Source organism: Pseudonocardia humida (assembly GCF_023898865.1).
GTDB classification, from domain to species: Bacteria; Actinomycetota; Actinomycetes; order Mycobacteriales; family Pseudonocardiaceae; genus Pseudonocardia; species Pseudonocardia humida.
In genome coordinates, this window is record NZ_JAGSOV010000052.1 from 19,592 (window position 1) to 43,446 (window position 23,855).

Sequence of the window (23,855 nt, forward strand, 5' to 3'; positions counted from 1 at the left end):
CTCCTTAACGGGTCTGGCCGGAGACGGCGGGCTTGAAGACGCGTTCGACGAGCTCGGCCAGCTTCTCCGGGTCCCACGGGGCGTCGGAGTTGAGCTGGCGGATCGGGGCGGGCTTGCTGAGCAGCTGCACCTCGTAGCCGCGGGCCCCGATGACCTGCCCGGTGAGCCAGTCCGATGCGGTACCGGCGATGTAGCCGACGATCGGGGCGATGTTGTCCGCGGCCATCTCGTCGTTCTCGCTCATCGCGCTGCGCCTGCGCTCGGTCGGGATGGAGCCGGTCATCCGGGTGGCCGCGCCGGGGGAGATGGCGTTCGCGGTGACGCCGTACTTGCCCAGCGCGTTGGCGCAGGAGTAGGTGAGCCCGACGATGCCCATCTTCGCCGCGGCGTAGTTGGGCTGGCCGGGCGCGCCGTACAGGCCGGACACCGAGGTGAAGTTGATGATCCGGTAGTGGCCGTCGGGGTTGCGCTGCTCGCGCCAGTAGGCGGCGGCCGGCTTGGTCGTCGCGTAGTGGCCCTTGAGGTGCACCCGGATGACGTCGTCCCACTCCGGCTCGGCCAGGTTGAAGATCATCCGGTCGCGCAGGATGCCGGCCACGTTGACCAGCACGTCCAGCGAGCCGTACCGGTCGATCGCGCCGCGGACCATGCCCTCGGCGGCCTGGACGTCGGAGATGTCGGATCCGTCGACCACGGCCGTGCCGCCGGCCGCGGTGATCTCCTCGACCACCTGGGCGGCCGGGGTGGCGTCGCCGCCGCCGCTGCCGTCCAGCTCGGCGCCGAGGTCGTTGACGACGACGGCGGCGCCCTCGGCCGCGAACAGCTTGGCGATCCCGGCGCCGATGCCGCGGCCCGCGCCGGTGACGACCGCGACCCGGCCCTCCAGGCGGCCCTTGAGGGGGTGGGCGGTCATCGCGCTCCTCCAACGGCGGCGGCGGCCGGGGCGGCCGGGGTGGCTGTCGCGGCGGCGGCCCGCGCGGGCGCCGGTGCCTGCGGCTCGCGCGGCAGGCCCAGCGCCCGCTCCGCGATGATGTTGCGCTGGATCTCGCTGGTGCCGGAGAAGATGGTGCCCGCCCGGCTGGCCAGGAAGATGTTCTGCCACTTGCTGGTGCGGTAGCCCTCGCCGTCCGGGCGGACCAGCGCGGCCGCGCCCAGCAGGTCGGCGGCCAGCTCGCCGACGGCCTGCTCGTACTCGCTCCAGAACAGCTTGTTGATCGAGGCCTCCGGTCCCGGCTCCCTGCCCTGGGCCAGCTGCGACATCAGCCGGATGCCGGAGAACCGCATGATCTCCACGTGGCTGTGGCACCAGGCCAGCCGGTCGCGCACGGCCGGGTCCTCGTCGCGGCCCACCTCCCTGGCCAGCTCGACCAGCTCGGTGAACTGGCGCTGGTACTTGAGGTAGCCGGTGGTGGCGCTGCCGCCGCGCTCGTGGCCGAGCGTGGTCATGGCGACCCGCCAGCCGTTGTTGAGCCCGCCGATGACGTTGAACAGCGGGGCCCTGGCGCCGTCGATGAACTCCTCGCCGAACTCCGCGGAGCCGGTCAGCTGCTTGACCGGGCGGGCGTCGATGTTGTTGTCCGTGAACGGCGTCAGGACGTAGGACAGGCCCTTGTGCTTGGGGGCGTCCGGGTCCGTCCGGCAGATGATGAAGATCATGTTCGCCCGGTAGAAGCCGGAGGTCCAGATCTTCTGGCCGGTGATCACGATCTCGTCGCCGTCGACGACGCCGCGGGTGGTCACGCCGGCGAGGTCGGAGCCATGGCCCGGCTCGGAGAAGCCCTGGCAGTACACGTCCTCGCCGGAGATGATCCGCGGCAGGAAGTGCCGCTGCTGCTCCTCGGTGCCGTGCACCATGATCGACGGGCCGACCATGCCCTCGCCGAAGCCGCGCCGGATGCGCGGCAGGTTCGCCCGCACCAGCTCCTCGGAGTAGATGGCGTTCTCCACCGGGCCCAGCCCGCGCCCGCCGAACCTCTCCGGCCAGGTCGGGCAGATCCACCCGTCGTCGAGCACGCGCTGCGTCCACTGCGCGTACTCGTCGGAGCGCTCGGCCTTCTCGAAGGCCGAGCGGTCGCCACCGGTCAGCGGGGTGCTGGTCCAGTCGACCATCTGGGACAGGCCCGTGGGGGCCGCGGTGGAGATCCAGCCGCGGACCTCCTCCCGGAAGGCCTCCGCCTCGGGACCGAGGTCGAGTTCCATGTCCTTCCCTCCCGTCAGGACCCGGCGCCGGCCGGGTCGTGGGTCACTGGGTTCGTCACGACGAGCACGTCCAGCGCCTCGACCGAGTCGCCGTCCACGCGCAACGGGTTGATCTCCAACGTCTGCAGGGCCGGGCCGAGGCCGGCCGCCGCGGCCGCGACCTGCGCGACCACCTCCGCCACCCGGTCCAGGTCGGCCGGGCGGGTGCCGCGGGCGCCGCGCAGGACCGCCGCGCCGCGCAGCTCGCCGAGCATCCGGCGCACCTCGGCGGCGTCGACCGGCAGCAGCCGCAGCGAGACGTCCTCGAGCACCTCGATGAACACCCCGCCGAGCCCGACCGCGAGCACCGGCCCGAACGACGGGTCGACCGTGACGCCGACGAACAGCTCGGTCGCCGGCGCGCGCATGGGGCTGACCAGCACGCCTTCGATGTCGTCCGCGACGGCCCGGCCGGCCGCGTGCACCCGCTCGTAGGCGGCGCGCACGTCGTCGTCGCCCTGGACGCCGAGGGCGACGCCGCCGATGTCGGACTTGTGGGTGATCGCCGCCGAGCAGATCTTCAGCGCCACCGGGCGGGCGAACCGGGCGGCCGCGGCCACCGCGGCGTCGGCGTCGGCGACCAGCTCCGCCGGGACGACCGGCACGCCGGACGCCGCGACCAGGTCCCGGGAGCGGGCCTCGGACCAGGGGCCCGACGGCAGCCCGGCCGGTGCGGCCACCTGCTCCGTGGACGGCGGCCGGGGGTCGAGCGCGCGCGTCTCCTGCCAGCGCAGGGCCTGCCCGATCGCGGTCAGCCCGAACTCGATCCCGGCCAGCGTGTGCAGGCCGTGCTTGTCCAGCAGGGACTGCGCGAACGGCGAGAGGTCCGAGCAGGTCGCCGAGAAGTTGACGATCGGGACGGGCGAGCGCTGCGTCGTCGTGGCGATCTGCGCCATCCGCCGCTCGATGATCGACGGGTCGGGCGGCTCGGCGGCCGGCAGGGCCAGCATGTTGAACACGAAGTCGATGCCCGGGTCGTCGACCACCGCCTCCAGCGCCACGTCGCCCAGCCCGGCCTGCGCGGACCCGCGCTCGGCCAGCACGATGCCGGTGACGTCGAGCGGGTTGTGCGCCGCCGCGAACGGCGGCAGGGCGGCCTTGAGCTTCGCCGTGGTGGACTCGGCGAAGTCGACGATGCGCACGCCCTCGTCGGTGCTGCGGTCGGCGATGATGTCGCAGGCGCCGCCGGAGGCGGTCACCACGCCGACCCGGCGGCCCTTGGGCACCTGCCCGGAGGTGAACAGCCCCGAGGTGATGAGCAGCTGCTCCAGGCTGCCCACCCGGATCACGCCGAACTGCCGGAACGCGGCGTCGACCACGGCGTCGTCGCCGGCCAGCGCGCCGGTGTGGGCGAGGGCGGTGCGCTGCCCGGCCTCGGTGCGGCCCACCTTGAGCGCCACGATCGGCTTGCCCCGCTCCAGCGCCCTGGCCGCGAGCTGGACGAACCGCGGGGCGTCGCGCACCGACTCCAGGAACAGCCCGATGACCTCGGTGTCGTCGTCGGAGATCAGGTGCTCGACGACGTCGGCGGTGGTGATGACGGCCTCGTTGCCCATCGAGGTGAGCAGGCTGATGCCCACCTGGTGGGCGCGGGCGAAGGCGAGGACGTTGCTGGTGAGCGCGCCGCTCTGGAGCACGATCCCGAGCGGGCCGCGACGCAGCGGGGGCACGATGCCCAGCCCGAACGGGGCGACCGAGGCGGCCGCGTTGACGTAGCCGAGGCAGTTGGGCCCCAGCAGCGTGATGTCCAGCTCGACGGCCCGGCGCACCAGGCTGGCCTCGGCCTCGCGGCCCTGCTCGCCGCCGCCGTCGCCGTAGCCGGAGGCCAGCACGATGGCGTTGCGGATGCCGGCCGCGGCGGCGTCCTCCAGGACGCCCTCGACGGCCCGGGTCGGGGCGAGCACGTAGGCCAGGTCGACCGGCTCGTCGAGGTCGCGCAGGCTGGGCACGGTGGGGCGGTCGAAGGCGGTGGGGCGGGTGGGGTGCACGGGGCGCAGCGGCCCGGTGAACCCGGAGGTGGCCAGGCTGGCCACGATGAACTGGCCCCAGCCGGAGGAGTCCGACGCGCCGACCAGCGCGACGCTGCGGGGGGCGAAGAAGGATCTCAACCGCTCCGGGGTGGCGAGCCGGCGGCGGGCGGCGGCCAGCTCCGCGGCGGTGGTGGGGTCGGGCCCGGCGCCGGGTCCGGCAGGCCCCGCGTCGAGCGTCGCTGATCGTGTGGACTGCGGCATGTCTGTCCTCCCGGACCACGGCGTCCGTGCATGCTGGATCGGCGTCCTAGAATCGCGTTCGGTCCTCATGACACCCGCCGTCGTCGGCGTTGTCAACGGTCTTGACAGGGGTGCCCGGCGCCGCCAATGCTGTCCTAGAACCTCGTTCCAAATCGTGCCCACTGGGTACCGAGCCTGTGATCGGGAGCAGCGATGACGCTGGACCACACCCTGGTGGGAGCCACCTCCGAGCCGGTCGAGAAGACCTGGGACTCGAAGGACGTGATGCTCTACGCGCTCGGGCTGGGCGCGGGCGCCGACGACCCGCTGCGCGAGCTCGAGTTCACCACCGAGAACACCGCGGGCGTCGAGCTGAAGGTGCTGCCCACCTACGCCGTGCTGGCCGCCCAGGCCCGCGGCGGGCGCAAGTTCGGCGACTTCGACCCGGCCAAGCTCGTGCACGCCGAGCAGGGCTTCGAGCTGCACGCCCCGCTGCCGGTCGACGGCAGGGTGTCGGTCACCTCGACGATCACCGGCATGTACGACAAGGGCAAGGGCGCCCTGGTCACCACCGAGGCGACGGCGGCCGACGCGGAGACCGGCAAGGCGCTGGTCACCAGCCGCAGCGGGGTGTTCATCGTCGGCGAGGGCGGCTTCGGCGGCGACCGCGGCCCGAGCGACACCTGGGCCGCGCCCGACGGCGAGCCCGACCACGTGGTGCGCTACCAGACCCGACCCGACCAGGCCCTGATCTACCGGCTCTCCGGCGACCGCAACCCGCTGCACGCCGACCCGGAGTTCGCCGCCCGCGGCGGCTTCCCCCGCCCGATCCTGCACGGCCTGTGCACCTACGGCTTCACCGGCCGCGCGCTGCTGCACGCGCTCTGCGGCTCCGACCCGGAGCGCTTCGACTCGATGTACGGCCGGTTCTCCCGGCCCGTCCTGCCCGGCGACGAGCTCGTCGTGTCGATCTGGCGCGACGGCGACGGGTCGGCCCTGTTCCGCACGGCCACCGGCGACGGCACCGTCGTCATCGACAAGGGCCGGGCCACCTTCCACTAGCCCGGGCCCTCCCCGCGTACCCCCGTCCGGGGGCTCCTCGCACGACCCCACTCCTTCCCGGAGGTCCGCATGGCTCCGCGCGCCGCGGCGATCGTCGGCATCCACGAGCACCCGTCCCGTCGCGTCGACGGGCTGTCCCCCTGGCAGATCAAGGGCGAGTCGGCGGCCGCCGCGCTGGCCGACGCCGGGCTGACCTTCGCCGACGTCGACGCCGTCTACGACGCGGGGGAGACCGGCCCGATGGCCGGCATCGCGGTGCCGGAGTACTTCGGGATCAGCCCGCGGCTGGTCGACACCACCGGGGTGGGCGGCAGCTCGTATGAGTTCCACGCCGCGCACGCCATGCGCGACATCGCCGCGGGCAAGGCCAGCGTCGCGCTGCTGACCTACGGCTCGACGGCCAAGAGCGAGTCGCGCTCCATCGGCACCGGCGGCCCGCGGCCGGTGGCCGCGCCCGCGCCGGGCACCAACATGGAGGCGGCCTTCGGGATGCCGCTCATCGCCAACTACGCGCTCGTCGCGCAGCGGCACATGCACCAGTACGGCACCACGCCCGAGCAGCTCGCCGAGATCGCGGTGACCACCCGGGCGCACGCGGTCCGCAACCCCGAGGCCGTGGCCGCGCTGACCGCGCTGGGGATCAGGAAGACCAGCGAGATCACCGTCGACGACGTGCTGGGCTCGCGGATGATCGCCGACCCGCTGCACCTGCTGGAGTGCTGCCTGGTCTCCGACGGCGGCGGCGCGGTCGTCATCGCCTCGGCCGAGGTCGCCCGCGACTGCGCCACGGCGCCGGTCTGGCTGCTCGGCGCGGGCGAGGCCGTCGGCTACCCGGGCAACGACCGCGACATCACCACCAGCGCCGCGGTGCTCAGCGGCCCGCCCGCGTTCGCGGAGGCCGGTCTCCGCCCCGAGGACGTCGACATCGCGATGATCTACGACTCGTTCACCATCACCGTGCTGACGCTGCTGGAGGACCTCGGGTTCGCCAAGAAGGGCGAGGGCGGGCCGTTCGTGGAGGGCGGCAGGCTGCGCTGGGACCGCCCCGGCGCCCCCGCGCTCAACACCGACGGCGGCGGCCTGTCGTCCAACCACCCGGGCATGCGCGGCATCTTCCTGCTCATCGAGGCGGCCCGGCAGCTGCGCGGCGAGTCGACCTCGCAGGTCGACGGCGCGCGCACCGCCGTCGCGCACGGCAACGGCGGGCTGCTCGGCACCCGCCACGCCGCCGCCACCGTGATCCTGGGGAGGGACTGATGACGAGCACCGAGACCGCGGCGGACGGGCCCGCCCCGCAGCGCCCGCTGCCCTCGCTCGCCGACCCCGACACCGCCGCGTTCTGGCGGGCCACCGGTGAGCACCGGCTGACCTACCAGGAGGGCGAGGACGGGCGCGTCGTGTTCTTCCCGCGCCGCCACGGCGGCGGGCGGGTCCGCGACTCGGCCGGGCTCGGCGAGGTCTACACCTACACGGTGGTGCGCCGGCACGGGCACCCGTTCTTCCGGGCCCACGCGCCGTACGTCGTCGCGCTCGTCGACATGGACGAGGGGTTCCGGCTGATGGCCGAGGTCGACGCCGACCCCGCCGATGTCCACATCGGACAGCGCGTGCGGGTGGGCTGGGAGGATCACGAGGTCGGGTCGGAGCGGCTGGCGATCCCGGTGTTCACCCCTGCCGGGTAGGATGGGCCGGTTCGCGGCCCCGTACCGTGGCGGGTGAGAGCCCGTTGCGTCGTGGGTTCGAGGAGGCGCGGTGGCGATGCGGAGCGACGGTCGTGCGGCCCGTCAGTGGAGCAGCACGGAGCAGACCCGGGCCCAGTTCCTCGACGCCGCCCGTGCAGTCTTCGCCGAACGGGGTTTCGCCGAGGCCTCGGTCTCGGAGGTCGTCGAGCGGGCCGGGTCCAGCGTCGGCAGCCTGTACCACCACTTCGGGGGCAAGGCCGAGCTGTTCACCGCGCTCTGGGAGCGCTACCGCGACGAGCAGCAGGCCGCCGCGGCCGCGGCCGTCGCCGAGGCCAAGTCCGGTGGCGTCAGCGACCCGTTCGAGCTGTTCGAGGCGGGCGCCCGGGCGTACATGACGGCGGCGTGGGGCAACCGCGACATGGTCAAGGTCTTCTACGACGGCGACAGCCCGCCCGGCTTCCAGAAGCTGCTTCGGGTCAGCAGCAAGAAGTGGGTCCGCGACAACTTCCGCCTCCTCGGCGCGCCCGACAGCCCCGTCAACCGGGTGCTCGTGGCCCTGCTGACCAGCTTCATGGGCGACGCCCGCCGGGAGATCGCCTCGGCGCGCTCGGCCAAGGAGGCCCGGCAGATGGTCGAGACGATGATGGCCGTCCTGGCCCGGCTACGCGCCGTCATGGAGTCCGACCTGATGGCCGACGTCGCCGGCTGACCAGTCACCCGAACGGAGGTCCCAGCTCACTCCCCGCTGACGAAACAGCCCTGTTACTCGATCAACGAAACGCCTTCGGGTGAACGATCGACAACGTGGGTGAGGGTCGGGGAGTTCTGCTGAGGGGACCCATGTGAGTGCCACTGACCAGCGTGTCGCCGGTCACGTTCCGATCCCGCCGAGATCGATTCCCGGTCGTACCGGGAGCGCCGGCGCCGACGCGGGTCGGGTGACCGCGCGGGGCAGGCTGCTGCCGGTGCTGCGCCGCATCCGCGCCTGGATGCTCGTGCTGCCGGTCGACGCCGCGCTGCTGCTGCTCCCGGTGCTGTGGACGCCGCACCAGTGGAAGGCGACGGTCGCGATGACCGCGCTGTCGCTGGCGCTGCTCACCGGCGGCGGGCGCTACCGGGCCCGGCTGCACCTGAGCGTGCTCGACGAGCTGCCCACCCTCATCGGGAAGCTGCTCACCGCGGCCGCCGCGGTGGCGCTGTTCATCGGCACCCGCTACGCCGCCGAGTCGGTGACCACGTTCCTGAGCAACGTCGCGATCGCCATCGGGCTGGTCGTCGCCGGCCGGGTGCTGACCACCGGGGTCATCTCGTGGAGCCGCAGGCGCGGCCTCACCCGGCACCGCCTGGTGATCATCGGCGGCGGCCCGGTCGCGCTGGAGCTGGTCCAGGCCCTGCACGCGGACCAGCGCTACGGCCTCTGCGTCGAGGGCTTCGTCGACGACGGCGACCTGCACGACGCCGCCACCGCCGCCCCCCGGCTGGGCAAGCTCGCCGACCTCGACGACGTCGTGCGCCGCCACGAGGCCGACGTCCTGCTCATCGCCGACGGCGCGTTCTCCGAGCGCGACCTCCTCGACGTCGTCCGCACCCCGGCCTGCGAGCCGTCCGACCTGCTGGTCGTGCCGCGGCTGCGGTACTTCAACAGCAACACCGGCCTGTCCGACCAGATCGGCTCCATCCCGATCATGCGGATCCGGACGCCGTCGCTGCGCGGCCCCGCCCGCGTCGTGAAGCGGGTCTTCGACGTGGCCGTGGCCGGGCCGGCGCTGCTGCTGGTCGCGCCGGTCATCGCCGTGTGCGCGCTCGCCGTCCGCATCGAGGGCGGCCCCGGCGTGATCTTCCGCCAGCCGCGCATCGGCCGCGACGGCCGCGAGTTCGACTGCCTCAAGCTGCGCTCCATGCGCCCCGTCGACGAGCACGAGGCCGCAACCACCTGGACGGTCGCCGACGACCGCCGGGTGGGCCCGGTCGGCCGCTTCCTGCGCCGCTCGTCGCTCGACGAGCTCCCGCAGCTGTGGAACATCGTCCGCGGCGACATGACCCTCGTCGGCCCCCGCCCCGAGCGCCCCCACTTCGTCAGCCGCTTCTCCCAGGAGTTCGACCGGTACGCCCACCGGCACCGGGTGCAGGCGGGGCTGACCGGGTTGGCGCAGGTCAACGGGCTGCGCGGGGACACGTCGATCGCCGACCGGGCGCGCTACGACAACTACTACATCGAGAACTGGTCGCTCTGGCTGGACATCAAGATCATCCTGAGGACGTTCTCGGAGGTGTTCTTCGCGCGGGGACGGTGAGGGCTGGTCCTCACGCCCGTGACATGAACCTCATGGGGCTCAGGAGCGCGGGTGAGCCCCATGAGGTTCATGTCACGGGGTGTCGTCAGGGCGTGAAGTCGGCGGGGCGCCCAGCGTGCCCGAGCAGCCACGCGATCGCCTGCGCGCCCCGCTCCGCGGCCCTGCCGTCGCCGAAGGGGTTGCCGGTGGTCGGGCGCAGCCAGTCGCCGTCGAGCGCGCCCTTGGCGGCGCCGACGATGAGGTCGGGGTCGGTGCCGACGAGCTGCGCCCACCCGGACTCGACGGCCTCCTTGCGCTCGGTCACCTCGCGCAGCACGAGCACCGGTACCTCGAACGAGGGGGCCTCCTCCTGGATGCCGCCGGAGTCGCTGAGGACCAGGGAGGCGCGGGCCAGCAGGCGGCACAGCTCCGGGTAGGGGAGGGGGTCGGTGACCAGGACGCGGGGGTGGTCGCCGAGGGCGGTGTCGACCTGGCCGCGGACGGCGGGGTTGGCGTGGGCGGGCAGCACGCACAGGACGTCGGGGTGGTCGTCGACGACCTGGCGGACGGCGCCGAGGACGCGGTCGAGGGGTTCGCCCCAGGACTCCCGGCGGTGCGCGGTGACCAGCAGCAGGCGGCTGCGCCCCGCGGTGACCTCGCGGTGCACGGCGGCGAGGCGCTCGTCGTCGGGTTCGGCGGCGGTGGGGCCGGTGACGTCGGCGGCGACCGCGACGACGGCGTCGACGACGGTGTTGCCGGTGAGCAGGATGCGGTCGTCGCCCGCGAGGGCGGTGCCTGCCGCCTCGGCCGCCGCGGCGGCCTCGGTGCGCAGGGCGGCGGCGGAGCGCGGGGTGGGGGCCAGGTGCAGGTCGGCGAAGACGCCGATGAGCCTGCGGTTGGCCTCCTCGGGGAAGGGGGCGGCCAGGTCGCCGGAGCGCAGTCCGGCCTCCAGGTGCACGACCGGGATCCGGCGCCACATCGCGACCAGCCCGCCGACGAGCGCGGAGGTCGTGTCGCCCTGCACGATGACGGCGGAGCTGGTGGCCAGCACCGTGTCCAGGGCCGGGACCAGCTCGGCGACCAGCTCGGACTGCTCGCCGGTCGTGCGGTGCAGATGGCAGACCACGTCGGGGGAGATCCCGAAGGCCAGCAGCGCCTGGGCGACCATCGTGGGGTGCTGCCCGGTGGCGACGACCACGGGTTCGAGCAGCCCGGCCCGGCGCAGCGCGAGCGCCAGCGGCGCCATCTTGATCGCTTCGGGACGCGTTCCGACCACGAGGTGAACGGTCGGCAGCGGCATGGGCGGGTCCTCCAGCGGGGTGGTGGTGGTCAGGTCGGTCCGGACGCGGACCGCGCCTCGCCGTTCGGGAACGGCTCACTTCGGTTGTCGTCCGGTCGGGTTGATCCGTTTCCGGTGCGTGGCCCGGCGACGGCGTCGCGCGCGGCTCGCGACAACCGGCCTACGAGGGCTTCCAGCGGTCCGCGCCGTCCGGTGGCGAGCAGCACACCCCCGACGGCGAGCATCGCCGCGGCCTGCCCCAGCCACCACGGCGTGCCGAACGCGCCGGTCGAGCCGGTGACGAGGATGTGCGCGGTGTAGAGGGTGAGCGAGGCGGAGCCGGTCGCGGCGAGCAGCGCCATCGGGGCGGCCACCCAGCGGGTCGCCACCCCGGTCAGCAGGATCAGCAGCCCGATCGCCGCCATCGAGCTGCCGCAGGTGTGGGCCAGGTCGAAGGCGGTGCCCGAGTGCCGGGTGATCACCACCAGCCAGCCCCAGTCGTCGGGGGGCGTGGTGCCGGCGCGCTGGGTGCCGGCGACGACGTCGCTGACGCCGGCCGGGCCGATGCCGCCGGGGCCGCGCAGCAGCGCCGAGGACGCGTAGGCGAGCGCGACGACCACCGCCCCGGCGACGACGAGCCGGACGGCCGTGCGGGTGGAGCGCAGGTCGAGCCGGCCGATGCCCAGGCCGACCAGCAGGTAGGTGATCCAGGTGAGCACCGGGTAGTAGCCGGTCAGGGCCAGGGTGCTCACCAGCGGGCCCGGGTCGGCGAGCATGGCCAGGTCGGGCTGGGGCCCGGGCTCGGCGGGCCCGCCCGCGCGCAGCACGTGGCTCAGCACGGGGGAGAGCGCGCACCACGCGCCGGCCGCGGCGAAGCAGGCCGTGGCGGGCAGCCGGACGAGGAGCGCGGCCACCGCGAACAGCAGCCCGTACTGGGCCAGGATCACCGCGGGCGGGGTGTCGAGCAGCTGCTCCAGGCCGAGCCCGAGCACGCCGAGGAGGACCGCGCGCACCAGCAACCCGGCCGCGGCGCCCGCGTGGTCGCGGCGGTCGCGCACCCAGCGCGTCGACAGCGCCACCCCGACCCCGGCCAGCACCGCGAACAGCGCCGACGCCCGGCCGGCGACGGCCGACCCGATGGGGGTCGCGCCGCCCCCGGGCAGCGTGGTGGCGTGCATGTGGGCGAGGGCCATGCACAGCAGCGCGACGGCGCGCGCCGCGTCGACCCCGGTGACCCGCGGGGGTCGGGTCGTCTCGACCATCCGCTTCCGGCCTCCCTCTGCGCCCGTTCGAGGCTATCGACGTGCCCGGCCGGTGACGATCCGGCCCCGCCGGTCACGGGTCGGTGGACCGCGGGACACGATCACGTGACGGCCGCCCGCGGTGCTGCTCCGAACGGTCCCGCTCAGGTGAGGACGACTGCCAGCATCCGGGAGCGCTCGGGCAGCGCGGCGGCCACCGCGGTGAGCTCGTCGGGCCGGGTGGAGCGCGCGTCGAAGACGGCGACGACCGACGTCGGCGCGGAGTTCGTCGAGGCCGACGACAGCTGGACGCCGCGCCCGTTGACCGCGGTGCGCAGCTCGTCGGCCTTGTCGCTCTGACCGGGTCCGATGGTGATGATGCGCAGCGGCAGGCCGCCGGCGCGCTGGAGCGCGCAGAGCCGGTCGGTGAGCGCGGGGTCCTTGCCGTCGAGGATGGCCACGGTCGGGCGGCCCGCCCGGCTCATCGCGGTGTGGACCTCGTGCACGTCGGTGCCCGGGGGCCGGATGCGGCGCAGCGCGGCGTAGGTGGCCGCCCCGACGACGAGCGCCGCGACCAGCCCGATGCCGCCGACGGTCGGGATCGACGTGTCGACCCGCACGACCTGGGGCTCGGCGTCCAGCGGCTCGAGGCGGGCGGCCGGCTGCAGGATGTCGGTCGCCACGAGGGCCCCGACGAGGGCAGTGGCCAGCCTGCCCGCCTGGTCGGGATCGCCGGCGCGGACGGTGAGCTTGGCCACCCCGGCCCCGGGCACCAGGGTCACCTCGACCTGGGAGGCGAGCTCGTCGGCGGTGGGTCCGCCGGGCACGGCGTCGGCCGCGGCCTGCAGGACCGACGAGCTGACCGCGAGGTCGGGCAGCGCGGGCAGGCCCAGCGCCACGACCTCGCCGAACTGACCCGCGGCGTCGGGGTTCTCGACGCTGGCCGCGGCCGGCCTGGCGATGAGGCTGTTCTGGGCGGCGAAGACCGCGGGCCGGTTGAGCAGCAGCGCGACGACGACGGCTCCGACGGCGAGCCCGCAGATCGAGGCGAGAGCAAGAACACGCAAGCGGCGTGCGCGCAGGCGGTTCACCTGATCGGTGTAGTGGCTAGGTGTTCAGGCATGGCGTCCCCCACCATAGAGGTCGCTGCCGAACCGATCTCGACCACGGTGCGTACCGCCGTTCGGTCGTAAGTGTCACACCTATTCGCCACCAGTGGGCTAACAAGGACGGTAGGCGTGACGACGTACCTTCACGGCGCGCGCATCGCGCAGCCCGCCATCTTCACGGCCCGGGGGAGGCCCCAGCGGTAATGAGCTACCTGATCCTGATCGTCTCCGTACTCGCCTACGCGACCGGAATCGTGGCGCAGTCCTACGCCGCGCGCCAGACCGAACAACGATCGGGTGTCGATCCCGGCCTGCTGGTCAGACTGGCCGGCCAGAAGGTGTACCTGTTCGGCTTCGCCTCCCAGGTGGTCGGCTTCGGCCTGGCCTTCCTGGCCCGTGCCGACCTGCCCCTGTTCCTGGTGCAGGCCGCGTCCACCTCGGCGGTCGGCGTGGCCACGCTCATCGGCGTGCTGGTCCTGGGCTGGCGCCCCCGCCCGATCGAGCTGGGCATCCTGGTGGTGCTGGCCATCGGACTGATCATGCTGGTGTCCGCGGCCGAGCCGGGGGTCGCCCGGGAGATGCCCACCGCCGTCGCCTGGATGCTGGTCGGCACCGTCGTGCTGGTCGCGCTCGCGGCCATCCCGGTCGGCAAGCTGAACGGCTCCACCGGCGCGGTCGCGCACGGCGTGCTGGCCGGTGTGGCGTTCGCGGTGCTGGCCATCGCCAGCCGCCCGCTGGCCGCGGGTCCGCTGCTGGAGATCCCGCTGCAGCCGCTGTTCTACCTGGTCGTGGTGTCCGCGCTGGTCGGGCAGTGGCTGCTGGCCGCGGCGCTGCAGCGCGGCTCGGCGCCGGCCGCGGCGGCCTCCATGGACGCGGTGACCGCGGTCGTCTCCTCGATCGTCGGGCTCACCGTGCTCGGCGACCAGATCGTCGCCGGCCAGGGCGCGTGGGTCGCGGTCGGGCTCGTCCTGGTGGTGCTGGCAGTGATCGGCTTCGGGCTGTTCTCCAGCCAGCACACCGCCGCGCCCGCCGGCGCGGCCGGGGCCACCGCCCCGGTCCCGGCGGCCGGCACCGAGGCGGCGATCGTGGAGGAGGCCGTCCAGGACGCCGCCCACGAGGCCGTGGGAGCGGAGCCGGCCGGGCCGGCCGAGCCCCGGCCCGGAGGAGCACGCGGCCGGTGAACGCACGACCCACCGCGAGCGTCTCGGTCGACCTCGACAACCTCTGGTCCTACCTGCGCACCCACGGCGACCCGGGGTGGGAGGCGATGCCGAGCTTCATCGCCCCGGCCACCGAGCGCCTGCTCGACCTGCTGGGGCGCCACCGGCTCACCGCCACCGTCTTCGTCGTCGGCGCCGACGCCGAGCGCGAGGACGGGGCCAAGGCGGTCGCCGAGATCGTCGCGGCGGGCCACGAGGTCGCCAACCACTCCTACCTGCACCAGCCCTGGCTGCACCGGTTCTCGCGGGCCCAGCTCGACGACGAGCTGGCCCGCACCGAGGAGGCGCTGGTGGCCGCCGGGGCGCCGAAGCCGGTCGGGTTCCGCGGCCCGGGCTTCAGCCTGACCAGGCAGATGCTCGCGCTGCTCGACGAGCGCGGGTACCGCTACGACGCCACCACGCTGCCCACCTGGATCGGCCCCCTCGCGCGGGCCTACCACGATCGCTCGGCCACGGCGGCCGCCGACGGCGCCGTCCGCCCCGGTGAGGCCGAGCCGGGCGACCTGTTCGGCCCGGTCTCGGACGTGATGGCGCCCATCCGGCCCTACCGCTGGGAGGGCGCGGGCGGGATGGTCGAGCTGCCGGTGACGACGATGCCGCTGCTGCGGGTGCCGATCCACGGCTCGTACCTGCTGCAGCTGCACCAGGTCTCGCCGCGCGTGGCGCGGGCGTACTTCGCCACCGCGCTGCGGCTGTGCCGGCTGCGCGGGGTGCAACCGTCGCTGCTGCTGCACCCGACCGACGTGCTGGACCTGGGGGAGGCACCCGGCATGGAGTTCTTCCCGGGCATGGGGGTGCCCGGAGCTGAGAAGGCCGCGCTGATGGATCGGGCGCTCACGGCGCTGTGCCGCGCGTTCGACGTGGTCGGCACGGGCGTGCACGCCGAGCGCGTCGCCGCCTCGGTGTCGCGGACCCGCGCGATAGGCAGGTTGAAGCGTTGAGCGAGCGTGCGAGCGGATCATCCAGCACAGTGCCTTTGCGCGAAGCGCCGACCGAGCGCAGCGAGGGAGAGCGATGAGCATCGCGACGGGGCTCGCGACGAGGGCCCGCAGCGCGGTCGGCCTCAGCTCCGTCGCGGTGCTCGACCCCGCCCGGCCCAAGCGCACCTCGCCCGACATCCACCTGCTGCGCGTCGCGGCGTGCGCGGTGGTCGGGCTGGCGCCCGTCGAGGGCTACCTCATCGACGTCCAGCCCGACCTGGCGAAGCTGCCCGCGGTGGTCTTCGTCGTGGCCTGGCTGATCGTGCGCGTCCACGTCAAGGCCATCGGCAGGCTGCACGCCGCGCAGGTGGTGCTGGCCGGGCTGGCCGCGGTCATCCTGGCCTCCTACGCGGTGCACCTCGAGGAGCCCTACGCCGGCGAGTACGTGCAGCGCTGGCTGCCGTTCCTGGTGCTGTCCGCGCTGCTGGTCGACGTCATCGGCCGCGAGGTGCCGATGCGCGCGGTGCTGGCCTCGGCCGTGGCCGGGGCCACCTGGGCGGCCATCGGCGCGCTGCAGAGCGTGCTGGTCGACGGCGAGACGCGTGCGTCCGGCCCGCTGGACGACCCCAACGACCTGGCCTGCGTGCTGGTCACCGCGCTGCCGCTGCTGCTGGCGCTGATCCCACCGCCGCGACCAGGCAGGCGCGTGCACCCGATGGCGCTGGTGGCGCTGGTGGTGGCCGCGGTGCTGGCGATCGGGGCCGCGGTGACGCTGTCGCGCGGCGCCGGTTTCGCGCTGGCCGCGGCGGTGGTCTACCTGGCGGTGCGCCGGGCCGTGCCGGTGCGGGTGATGGTCGGCGCCGGGGTGCTGGTGGCCCTGGGTGCCGCCCTGCTCGTCGTGCTGGCCCCGGAGACGGTCGACCGGGCCATCGGCGAGAAGGTGCACATCGCCGGCGAGAACATCGACACCCGGGAGCTGCGCTGGCAGGCCGCCGCCCGGATGCTGGCCGAGAACCCGGTGCTCGGCGTCGGGCCCGGCGGCTTCCGCTCGGAGTACGCGGCCGCGTCCGGGGTGGCCGAGCTGGCCGAGCAGACGCCGGTGGCGCACTCGATGTACCTCGAGGTGGCCGCCGAGTTCGGGGTGCCGGGGCTGGTGCTGTTCCTGGCCTTCATCGCGTGCGGCTTCGTGGCCTCCGAGCGCGCGCTGCGCATCGGGGCGGACCGGCAGCTGGTGCTGGCCTCGCAGGCCGCGCTGGTCGCGGTGCTGGTCGCCTCGATCTTCTTGTCAGAGCAGTACTACTTGTCGATGTGGGCCCTGGTCGCCGCCATGTGCGGCCTGGAGCTCCGCATGCGGAGGGATGGTCGGTGAGTCCAACGGTCCGGGTGCTGCACGTGATCAGCGAGATGGGCGTCGGTGGCGCCGAGTCGCTGGTGTGCGAGCTGGTGCGGAGGGGACGGTCGCGCGGCTGGATCTCCTCGGTGGCCAGTGCGGGGGGCGTGCGCGCCGACGAGCTGGCCGCCGAGGGGGTGGCCATCTTCCCGGTGCCCATGGCGCGCCGCTCCGCGAGCGGTGTCGCGCGCGCCGCGCTGGCCACGCACCTCGCGGTGCGCAAGGCGCAGCCCGACGTCGTCATCGCGCACAACGTCGGGGCCACGGTGGTGGCCCGGCTGGCCGTCGGCCGCCGCATCCCGGTGATCACCGTCTTCCACGGGGTCGCCGAGGAGGACTACCCGCGCGCGGCGCAGCTGCTGCGCCGCGCGGACACCGTCGTCGCGGTCTCGGCGGCGATCGCCGGGCGGCTGCGGGAGAACGGCCTGCAGGAGCCGACGCCGATCGTGATCCGCAACGCCGTGTCGCCGCGCCGGTCGCCCCCGCGCGACGAGTCGCGCAAGGCGCTCGACATCCCGCCCGACGCACCCGTCGTGCTGTGCATGGCGCGGCTGGTCCCGCAGAAGCGCCACGACGTGCTGCTCGACGCGTGGGCCCGGATGGACCCGAAGCTGCGCGCGGAGAAGGGCGCGCTGCTGCTGCTCGCCGGCGACGGCCCCGACCGCGAGGCGCTGCGGAAGCGCGCCGAGGACCTGGGCGTCAGCGGCTCGGTGCGGTTCCTGGGCCAGCGCGACGACATCCCCGAGCTGCTCAGCGCGGCCGACGTCAACGTGCTCACCAGCGACTGGGAGGGCCTGCCCATCTCGGTGCTGGAGGCGCTGGCGGCCGGGGTGCCGGTGGTGGCCAGCAACGTCGACGGGCTGTCCGAGGTGCTCGCCCACGGCGGCGGCCGGCTGGTCCCGCCCGGCGACCCGGCGGCCGTGGCCGAGGCGCTGGAGCGGCTGCTGGCCGACCCGACCCAGCTCGCGGCCATGGGCCGGGCCGGGCGGCAGACCGTCGCCCGGCACTACGACCCGCTGGCCATGGCCGACCGCTACGGCGAGCTGTTCGAGCGGGTGCACGCGGTCGGTCGGCGGCGCTCGCGCACGATGGTCACCGCGCTGCTCACCGGGCTGGCCGCGCTGCTGGTCGGCGGCGTCACGTTCGGCATCATCGCCGCGCAGCCGCCCGCCTACCAGGCGCGGATCGGCCTGGTCGCCGGTCCGGTGACACCCGGGCCGGACACGCCGACGTCGCAGGCCAGCTTCGGCGAGGTCGTGCAGCTGGGCATGCCCGCGGTGAACGAGCTGGTCCGCGCCCCGAGCGTGCTGGCCGGGGCGGTCGGCGCGGTCGACCCGCCCGCCGACCCGGAGGCACTGGCCGACGCGATCGCGGTCGAGTACATCCCGGAGACCGGGGTCGCCCGCATCACCGTGGTCGCCGGCACCCCGGACGGCGCCGACGCGCTGGCCATGCGCGTGGCGCAGGGCGTCGTGGACGCCGACGTGCTGGCGCCGGTGGCCCGGCTGCGGACCCTGGACGAGCACGCCGACGTCCGCCAGGCCGCACCGGACCGGCTGCTGGCCACCGGGCTGGCGCTGACCGCGGCCTCGGTGGCCGCCGTGGGCGTGCTGGCCCTGCGCAGGCTGACCCGCCCGACCGTCTCGCGGCGGTCGCGGCTGTCCGACGCGCTCACCCTGGCGGGCGCGTCCCGCCCGGTCACGGTGCTCGACATGGCCGACCCCGACCTCGTGGCCCGGCTGACGGTGCTGCAGAACGCCTCGACCCGGCCGCTGCGGTTGATCGGCACGGCTCCCGGCGACGCGCACCGGGTGCGGTCGCTGACCGGGGAGCTGCGCGCCTCCGGGGCGGTGATGCAGGTCAACGGGCACGCCGGCGACGCCGCGGTCGTCGCCCTGCTGGACGGCAACCGCACCGGTCCCGACGACGTGACGGCGGCCGTGGCCGCCTTGCCCGACGCCTCGGCGCTCATCGCGGTGGTGATCACATGAGCTCGAACACGGAGACGAACCCCGGCCTGCGGCGGGCCGCTCCCGGCGGTGGCCGGCGGGTGCCGGTCGCGCTGGTCGTGACGGTGCTGGCCGGGCTGGCCGCGGTGGCGGGCGGGCTGCGCGCGCTGCTGCCCGCGCTGCAGGTCGAGCAGCCGACCGCGGCCAACAAGGCGCTGGTCCAGATGCAGGACTTCCGGGACGCGCTGTACTACCCGGTCCAGGAGTTCCTGGCCGGGCGCGACCCGTACCTGCCGCAGGCCATGCTGGACAACTGGCCGGTGCGCCAGACGTTCAACCTGTACCAGCCCTACCACCTGGTGCTGCACATGCCGTTCGGCGCGCTGCCGTACAAGACGGGCGCGGTCGCGTTCACGCTGGTGCTGCTGGTGCTGACGATCGTGCTGGCGGTGCTGGCCGCGATCGAGCTGCGCCGGTTCGTGCCGGTGCCCGTGCTGACCGGCGCCGCGGTCATCTCGGCGCTGCTGCTGTCGAGCCAGCTGGGCAAGGCCCAGCTCTACCTGGGCCAGATCAACCCGGAGATCGCGGTCGCCACGGCAGGCGCGCTGATGCTGCGCAAGAAGCACCCCGTGTGGGCGGCGGTGCTGGTCGGGCTGGCCTGGATCAAGCCCCAGTTCGGGGCCCCGCTGGTGGCGTTCCTGCTGGTGCGCGGCTCGTGGCGGGTGGCGCTGGGCGGCACCGGCATCGCCGCGGCGGCCAGCCTGCCGGTGGTCGGTGTGCTGGTCTCCAACGCCGGCGGCGTCGGCAACTTCATCGCCGACATCCGGGCCAACCTCGACTGGGCCGAGCAGACGGCCTACGGCGCGGTCGACTCGCCGGTCGCCGAGCGCGTCGACGTGGCCGCGGTGCTCTTCCGGACCACCGGGCTGCTGCCGCCGATGGCCGAACTGGTGACGCTGGTCGGGGTCATGGTCGTCGCGGCGCTGCTGGTCCGCGCGCTCGACCGCACCGGCGACGACGGCGACTCCGTGCTCGCCGACCTGCTCATCGGCCTGTCGATCACGATCGCGATCGTGCACCAGCCGGGCGACGTGCTGGTCGCGCTGCCCGCGGCGGCGGGCGCGGCCGGCTGGTGGTGGACCCGGCGCACCGAGCGCCCGGCGTGGCCGCTCCCGCTCGCGCTGGTGCTGTTCGCGTTCCCGTTCGCGCACCTGTTCGCGCTGGACACGGTGCTGCGTGGGCTGTTCGGTGAGCAGTTCGCGCTCACCGTCGACGGCATCGCCATCATCGCCGCCTGGCTGGTGCTGGTCGGCTACGTGGTCGTCCGTGTCCGCAACACCGGCCGTCGGGGGACGCGCCAGGACGAGGTGGCTTCTTCGTGAGCGAGCTCGCGAGCTCACCATCCAACGCAGCAGCCGCGCTCGCGCTGCCGACGAGCCTTGGCGAGGAGGCTGCGTGAGCACCCTCGGGGCCAGCGCTGCGCGGGGGACGCTCTGGCTCGGCCTGGTCAACCTGATCAGCAAGGGCAGCCAGATGGCGGTCACCGTGGTGCTCGCCGCGTTCCTGACCGAGAACGAGCTCGGGCTGGTCACGCTGGCGGTGTCCCTCGCGAACATCGGGCAGGTCGTGCAGTCGATGGGCGTCTACGACGTCATCACCCGCACCCGGCGCGACCCGGACGCGATGGCCGGCACGATCTTCACCGCCAGCGTGGCGATCGGGCTGGTGCTGGCCGTGGCCGGCGTCCTCGGCTCGGACGTCATCGCCGGCCTCCTCGGGGCGCCGGAGGCGGCCCCGCTGATCGTGCTGACCGCGCTGAGCCTGCCGTTCACCGCGGCCGGCGGCGTGCAGATGGGCGTGATGCACCGGACGCTGGACTTCAAGCGCCGGATGCTGCCCGACGCCGGCAGCGCGGTGACCGGTGCGGCGGTGACCGTCGCGCTCGCGGGCGCGGGCGTCGGCGAGTACTCGCTGGCCATCGGCGTGCTGTGCACGGCGGTGCTGCAGCCGCTGCTCGGCGTGCTGGCCGGGGTGCGAATCCGGCCCCGCTGGGACCGCGCCGCCGCCGCCGAGGCGGGCCGCTGGACCGCCGTCGTCGGCCCGGCGGCCGTGGTGGCGATCCTGCTGATCAACGTGCACTACCCGATCCTGGCCAGGAGCCTGGGCGCGGACGCGGTGGGCGTGTACTCGCTGGCGTTCCGGATCGCCTGGGTGCCCTACATCATGATCGCGGTCGTGCTGGGCGCGGTGGCGTTCCCCGTCTACACCCGGCTCAAGCAGCTCAACGCCGGGATGTCGGCCGCGGTCGGGATGTTCACCCACCTGCTGCTCGTCATCGTCGGCGGCTGCTACATCGTCGCGCTGCTGCTCGCCGACCACATCGTCGTGCTGGGCCAGCGCTGGGAGCCCGCGGTGCCGGTGCTGATGCTGCTGTGCGCGTGGGGGCTCGCCCTGTGCGTGCTGCAGACGTGGTACGAGGCGATCCGGGCGGCGGACAAGCCCAAGTGGTACCTCGCCCTGCAGGCCACCCACCTGGTGCTGCTCGCCGTCGGGCTGTCGATCGCGGCGCCCTTCGGGCTGGTCCCCGCGGCCATCGCGCAGGCCTCCGCGGCGATCGTGCTGCTGCCGGTGGCCTGGTTCGCGCTGCGCGGGGCCGGGGTGGCGCCGCCGGTGTCGGTCATGGCGCGCTCGCTGCTCGGGCCGGCGGCCGGGGCGCTGGGCTGCCTCGCGGTCTCCCGCGGCGCCGCCGCGATCGGCCTGCTCGACGATCCGTCGTCGCTGCCGGTGGCCCTCGGGCTCGGGGTGGCGCTGCTGGCCACCTACGCCGGCGTCGTCTCGCTGGTCGACCGGGCCGCCGTGGCCCAGATGCGCGGCCTGCTGCGCAACCGGTCCGAGAGCGTGGCCGAGTGAGCCCGACCGTCCTGCACGTCAGCCAGCCGACGACCGAGGGCGTGGCCGCCGTCGTCGCCCAGTTGGTCGCCGACCAGGTCGGACGCGGCTGGGACGTGCGCGTCGCCTGCCCGCCCGGGCCGCTCGCCGAGCGCGTCGCGGCGGGCGCGCGCGTGCACGCCTGGCCGGCGGTGCGCTCGCCGGGGCCGTCCACGCCGTCGGAGGCGCTGCGGCTGCGCCGGGTGCTGCGCGAGGTCCGCCCGGACGTCGTGCACCTGCACAGCTCGAAGGCCGGGCTGGCCGGCCGGCTCGCCGTGCGCGGGCGCGTCCCGACGATCTTCCAACCGCACATGTGGTCGTTCCAGGTGGCCGGGGGCGCGCTCGGCCGGGCCTCGCTGGCCTGGGAGCGCTGGGCCGCGGCCCGCTGGACCACCCGGCTGCTCTGCGTCGGCGACGACGAGCTGGCCGTGGCCCGCGCCAACGGGATCGGGCAGGCGGCCGTCGTCGTGCCCAACGGCGTCGACACCGACGCCCTCGTCCCCGCCGACCGCACCGACACCCGCCGCGAGCTCGGGCTCGCCGACGCGCCCACCGTCGTCTGCGTGGGCAGGCTGGCCGAGCAGAAGGGCCAGGACCTGCTGCTGCGGGCGTGGCCGACGGTGCTGGCCCAGGTGCCCGATGCCCGGCTGGAGCTGGTCGGCAGCGGCCCCGCGGAGCACGGGTGGCGCGCCGGCGAGGCGATGGCCGCCCACCCGTCCGTGCACTGGGCGGGCGGCACCGACCGCCCGGGCCGCTGGTACGCCGCCGCCGACGTCGTGGCCCTGCCCTCGCGCGCCGAGGGCCTGGCGCTGGTGCCGCTGGAGGCGATGGCGAGCGCCCGCCCCGTGGTGGCCTTCGACGTGGGCGGGGTGCGCCAGAGCCTGGGCGAGGGGGCCGATGCGGCGGGGGCCGTCGTCACCCCGGGCGACGTCGAGTCCCTGGCCAAGGAGCTGGCCGCCCGGTTGATCGACCCCGCCACCGCCCAGGCCGAGGGCAGGCGCGGGCGGGCCCGCGCCGTCGAGCGCTTCGACCGGCGCGCCACCACCGGCCGGGTCGCCGACCTGGTCACCGAGTTGGCCGCAGGGCCGACCGGAGTAACCCGGTGACGGCGCGAGCCGACGCGGCGATCCTGATCTCGACACTGATCCCGACGCCGATCCCGACCGGAGGAGCCCGATGACGCCGCGGGTCGCGTACCTGCTCACCCAGGACCGCGGTGGTCCCGTCGACGTCACGGTCCGGCTGGCCGCCGAGCTGGCCGCGTCCGGGCGGGCGGAGGTGCGGGTGTTCGGGCCGCGCCCGGCCCGCGACGCCGAACTGGTCCGGGAGCACTTCCAGGAGCTGGAGGTGCCCAGCAAGGCCGCCGTCGGCGCCACCCGGGCCGCGCGGGCCGCGCTGCGGGCCTGGCGGCCCGACGTCGTGCACGCCCAGGACCGGCGCTCCGGGCTGGTGGTGGCCGGCATGGCCGCGGGTCGCGGGAACCCCCGGGCGGTCGTGCACACCTACCACGGCGTGCCCGACGACGTCGCCGAACCGTGGTTCCGCGGCCGCGCGGGCGCGGCCGGGCCGTCGCGCTACACGAAGGTCGTGCTGGGGGCCGACGCCGTGGTGGCGCGGTCGATCGGCGCCACCGTCGTGCCGTCGCCGTCGATGGGGCGGTTCCTGCGCGAGCGCCTGCGCGTGCCCGCCCGCCGGATCGTGCACATCGACAACGCCGTCACCCTGCCGGCCGAGAGCGCGCCGACGGGGCCGGTGCGCCGTCTGCTGTTCGTCGGGCTGCTCGTCGAGCGCAAGGGCGTGGCCGACCTGCTGGCCGCCCTGGAGCGCCCGGGAGCTTTCCCCGCTGACGCCACCCTGGTCGTCGCGGGCGACGGGCCCGAGCGCGAGCGCCTGGAGAAGCAGGCCGCGCAGGCCGGGCTGGGCGCCAGGGTCGAGTTCCTCGGCTTCCGCTCCGACGTGCCCGACCTGCTGGCGCGCTCCGACGCCCTGGTGCTGCCCTCGCGGATGGAGCAGCAGCCGCTCGTGGTCGCCGAGGCGATGGCGGCGGGCAAGCCGGTGCTGGCCACCGACTGCGGCGGCGTGGCCGACATGCTCGACGTGCCCGGCGCCGGGTCGTGGCTGGCCGAGCCGGGCGACACCGCCGGGCTCGCCGCGGCGCTGGGCGAGCTGTTCGCCGAACCCGACCCGGGCCGCACCGGGCGGCTGCTGGCCGAGCGGGCCCGCGCCCGCTTCGCCCCGGCCGTCTGCGCGACCGAGCACCTGCGCCTCTACCAGCGCCTGCTCGGGTCGTGGGGGGGGTGGAACGACCAGACCCCCGGGGACCAACAACAACACCCCCCAAAACACCCCCCCCA

At 74.8% G+C, this 23,855-nt stretch carries 19 protein-coding genes; 13 read left to right on the top strand and 6 right to left on the bottom strand.

Going from position 1 to position 23,855, the window contains the following annotated elements; genetic code table 11:
• Window positions 1–4: 4 nt before the first annotated feature.
• Genes KDL28_RS24695 through KDL28_RS24705 form a run of 3 tightly spaced genes read right to left on the bottom strand, consistent with a single transcriptional unit; the run spans window position 5 to window position 4,469 of the window.
• Window positions 5–913, bottom strand: a complete 909-nt coding sequence (locus KDL28_RS24695) for an SDR family NAD(P)-dependent oxidoreductase (protein WP_252441929.1) — start codon at window positions 911–913, stop codon at window positions 5–7.
• Window positions 910–2,199: an acyl-CoA dehydrogenase family protein gene (locus KDL28_RS24700; protein ID WP_252441931.1), complete on the bottom strand. Its 1,290-nt coding sequence runs from the start codon at window positions 2,197–2,199 to the stop codon at window positions 910–912. The genes KDL28_RS24695 and KDL28_RS24700 overlap by 4 nt, the downstream gene beginning before the upstream one ends.
• Window positions 2,200–2,213: 14 nt before the next feature.
• Window positions 2,214–4,469 carry an acetate--CoA ligase family protein gene (locus tag KDL28_RS24705; RefSeq protein ID WP_252441932.1) on the bottom strand — a complete coding sequence of 752 codons (2,256 nt, stop codon included), beginning with the start codon at window positions 4,467–4,469 and terminating at the stop codon, window positions 2,214–2,216.
• A 192-nt stretch (window positions 4,470–4,661) separates the two neighbouring features.
• Here KDL28_RS24705 and KDL28_RS24710 point away from each other — a divergent pair, with 192 nt between their 5' ends.
• The 5 genes from KDL28_RS24710 (at window position 4,662) to KDL28_RS24730 (ending at window position 9,486) form a co-directional block, all read left to right on the top strand.
• A complete protein-coding gene (locus tag KDL28_RS24710; protein WP_252441934.1) occupies window positions 4,662–5,510 on the top strand; it encodes a MaoC/PaaZ C-terminal domain-containing protein in 849 nt (282 codons plus the stop codon).
• 69 nt (window positions 5,511–5,579) lie between these two features.
• Window positions 5,580–6,767, top strand: coding sequence for a thiolase C-terminal domain-containing protein (locus KDL28_RS24715; RefSeq protein WP_252441935.1), 1,188 nt, complete (start codon window positions 5,580–5,582; stop codon window positions 6,765–6,767).
• Complete coding sequence (locus tag KDL28_RS24720; RefSeq protein ID WP_252441937.1) at window positions 6,767–7,192, top strand: Zn-ribbon domain-containing OB-fold protein; 426 nt, start codon at window positions 6,767–6,769, stop codon at window positions 7,190–7,192. The genes KDL28_RS24715 and KDL28_RS24720 overlap by 1 nt, the downstream gene beginning before the upstream one ends.
• A gap of 76 nt (window positions 7,193–7,268) precedes the next feature.
• A complete protein-coding gene (locus KDL28_RS24725) occupies window positions 7,269–7,901 on the top strand; it encodes a TetR/AcrR family transcriptional regulator (RefSeq protein WP_252441987.1) in 633 nt (210 codons plus the stop codon).
• Window positions 7,902–8,130: 229 nt separating this feature from the next.
• A complete protein-coding gene (locus KDL28_RS24730) occupies window positions 8,131–9,486 on the top strand; it encodes a sugar transferase (protein WP_252441939.1) in 1,356 nt (451 codons plus the stop codon).
• An 85-nt stretch (window positions 9,487–9,571) separates the two neighbouring features.
• Here the strand turns inward: KDL28_RS24730 and wecB are convergent, their stop codons facing one another.
• The 3 genes from wecB to KDL28_RS24745 form a co-directional block, all read right to left on the bottom strand.
• Window positions 9,572–10,765, bottom strand: coding sequence for a non-hydrolyzing UDP-N-acetylglucosamine 2-epimerase (wecB, locus tag KDL28_RS24735; protein ID WP_252441941.1), 1,194 nt, complete (start codon window positions 10,763–10,765; stop codon window positions 9,572–9,574).
• A 29-nt stretch (window positions 10,766–10,794) separates the two neighbouring features.
• Window positions 10,795–12,006 (bottom strand): heparan-alpha-glucosaminide N-acetyltransferase domain-containing protein, encoded by a 1,212-nt coding sequence (locus tag KDL28_RS24740; RefSeq protein ID WP_252441943.1) that lies wholly within the window; start codon window positions 12,004–12,006, stop codon window positions 10,795–10,797.
• A 143-nt stretch (window positions 12,007–12,149) separates the two neighbouring features.
• Window positions 12,150–13,052, bottom strand: coding sequence for a YveK family protein (locus KDL28_RS24745; RefSeq protein WP_252441945.1), 903 nt, complete (start codon window positions 13,050–13,052; stop codon window positions 12,150–12,152).
• 245 nt (window positions 13,053–13,297) lie between these two features.
• On the opposite strand from KDL28_RS24745, the gene KDL28_RS24750 reads away from it, so the two are divergent.
• The 8 genes from KDL28_RS24750 to KDL28_RS24785 form a co-directional block, all read left to right on the top strand.
• Window positions 13,298–14,275 carry a DMT family protein gene (locus tag KDL28_RS24750; protein WP_252441947.1) on the top strand — a complete coding sequence of 326 codons (978 nt, stop codon included), beginning with the start codon at window positions 13,298–13,300 and terminating at the stop codon, window positions 14,273–14,275.
• A complete protein-coding gene (locus tag KDL28_RS24755; RefSeq protein ID WP_252441971.1) occupies window positions 14,272–15,255 on the top strand; it encodes a polysaccharide deacetylase family protein in 984 nt (327 codons plus the stop codon). The genes KDL28_RS24750 and KDL28_RS24755 overlap by 4 nt, the downstream gene beginning before the upstream one ends.
• Window positions 15,256–15,328: 73 nt before the next feature.
• Window positions 15,329–16,603: an O-antigen ligase family protein gene (locus tag KDL28_RS24760; RefSeq protein ID WP_252441972.1), complete on the top strand. Its 1,275-nt coding sequence runs from the start codon at window positions 15,329–15,331 to the stop codon at window positions 16,601–16,603.
• Window positions 16,600–18,615 carry a glycosyltransferase gene (locus KDL28_RS24765; protein WP_252441973.1) on the top strand — a complete coding sequence of 672 codons (2,016 nt, stop codon included), beginning with the start codon at window positions 16,600–16,602 and terminating at the stop codon, window positions 18,613–18,615. The genes KDL28_RS24760 and KDL28_RS24765 overlap by 4 nt, the downstream gene beginning before the upstream one ends.
• Complete coding sequence (locus KDL28_RS24770) at window positions 18,612–19,955, top strand: glycosyltransferase family 87 protein (RefSeq protein ID WP_252441974.1); 1,344 nt, start codon at window positions 18,612–18,614, stop codon at window positions 19,953–19,955. Before KDL28_RS24765 ends, KDL28_RS24770 begins: the two co-directional genes overlap by 4 nt.
• Window positions 19,956–20,028: 73 nt before the next feature.
• Window positions 20,029–21,483 carry an oligosaccharide flippase family protein gene (locus KDL28_RS24775; protein WP_252441977.1) on the top strand — a complete coding sequence of 485 codons (1,455 nt, stop codon included), beginning with the start codon at window positions 20,029–20,031 and terminating at the stop codon, window positions 21,481–21,483.
• Window positions 21,480–22,607: a glycosyltransferase gene (locus KDL28_RS24780; protein ID WP_252441981.1), complete on the top strand. Its 1,128-nt coding sequence runs from the start codon at window positions 21,480–21,482 to the stop codon at window positions 22,605–22,607. Before KDL28_RS24775 ends, KDL28_RS24780 begins: the two co-directional genes overlap by 4 nt.
• Before the next feature lie 70 nt (window positions 22,608–22,677).
• Window positions 22,678–23,855, top strand: a 1,178-nt coding sequence (locus KDL28_RS24785; protein ID WP_252441983.1) for a glycosyltransferase family 4 protein, incomplete at its 3' end; no start/stop codon positions are given.

What these genes read in the sequence shown, in the direction of transcription:
- KDL28_RS24695 (WP_252441929.1), bottom strand. Translation starts at nt 913, where the DNA reads ATGACCGCCCACCCCCTCAAGGGCCGCCTGGAGGGCCGGGTCGCGGTC.
- KDL28_RS24700 (WP_252441931.1), bottom strand. Translation starts at nt 2,199, where the DNA reads ATGGAACTCGACCTCGGTCCCGAGGCGGAGGCCTTCCGGGAGGAGGTC.
- KDL28_RS24705 (WP_252441932.1), bottom strand. Translation starts at nt 4,469, where the DNA reads ATGCCGCAGTCCACACGATCAGCGACGCTCGACGCGGGGCCTGCCGGA.
- KDL28_RS24710 (WP_252441934.1), top strand. Translation starts at nt 4,662, where the DNA reads ATGACGCTGGACCACACCCTGGTGGGAGCCACCTCCGAGCCGGTCGAG.
- KDL28_RS24715 (WP_252441935.1), top strand. Translation starts at nt 5,580, where the DNA reads ATGGCTCCGCGCGCCGCGGCGATCGTCGGCATCCACGAGCACCCGTCC.
- KDL28_RS24720 (WP_252441937.1), top strand. Translation starts at nt 6,767, where the DNA reads ATGACGAGCACCGAGACCGCGGCGGACGGGCCCGCCCCGCAGCGCCCG.
- KDL28_RS24725 (WP_252441987.1), top strand. Translation starts at nt 7,269, where the DNA reads ATGCGGAGCGACGGTCGTGCGGCCCGTCAGTGGAGCAGCACGGAGCAG.
- wecB (WP_252441941.1), bottom strand. Translation starts at nt 10,765, where the DNA reads ATGCCGCTGCCGACCGTTCACCTCGTGGTCGGAACGCGTCCCGAAGCG.
- KDL28_RS24740 (WP_252441943.1), bottom strand. Translation starts at nt 12,006, where the DNA reads ATGGTCGAGACGACCCGACCCCCGCGGGTCACCGGGGTCGACGCGGCG.
- KDL28_RS24750 (WP_252441947.1), top strand. Translation starts at nt 13,298, where the DNA reads ATGAGCTACCTGATCCTGATCGTCTCCGTACTCGCCTACGCGACCGGA.
- KDL28_RS24760 (WP_252441972.1), top strand. Translation starts at nt 15,329, where the DNA reads ATGAGCATCGCGACGGGGCTCGCGACGAGGGCCCGCAGCGCGGTCGGC.
- KDL28_RS24770 (WP_252441974.1), top strand. Translation starts at nt 18,612, where the DNA reads ATGAGCTCGAACACGGAGACGAACCCCGGCCTGCGGCGGGCCGCTCCC.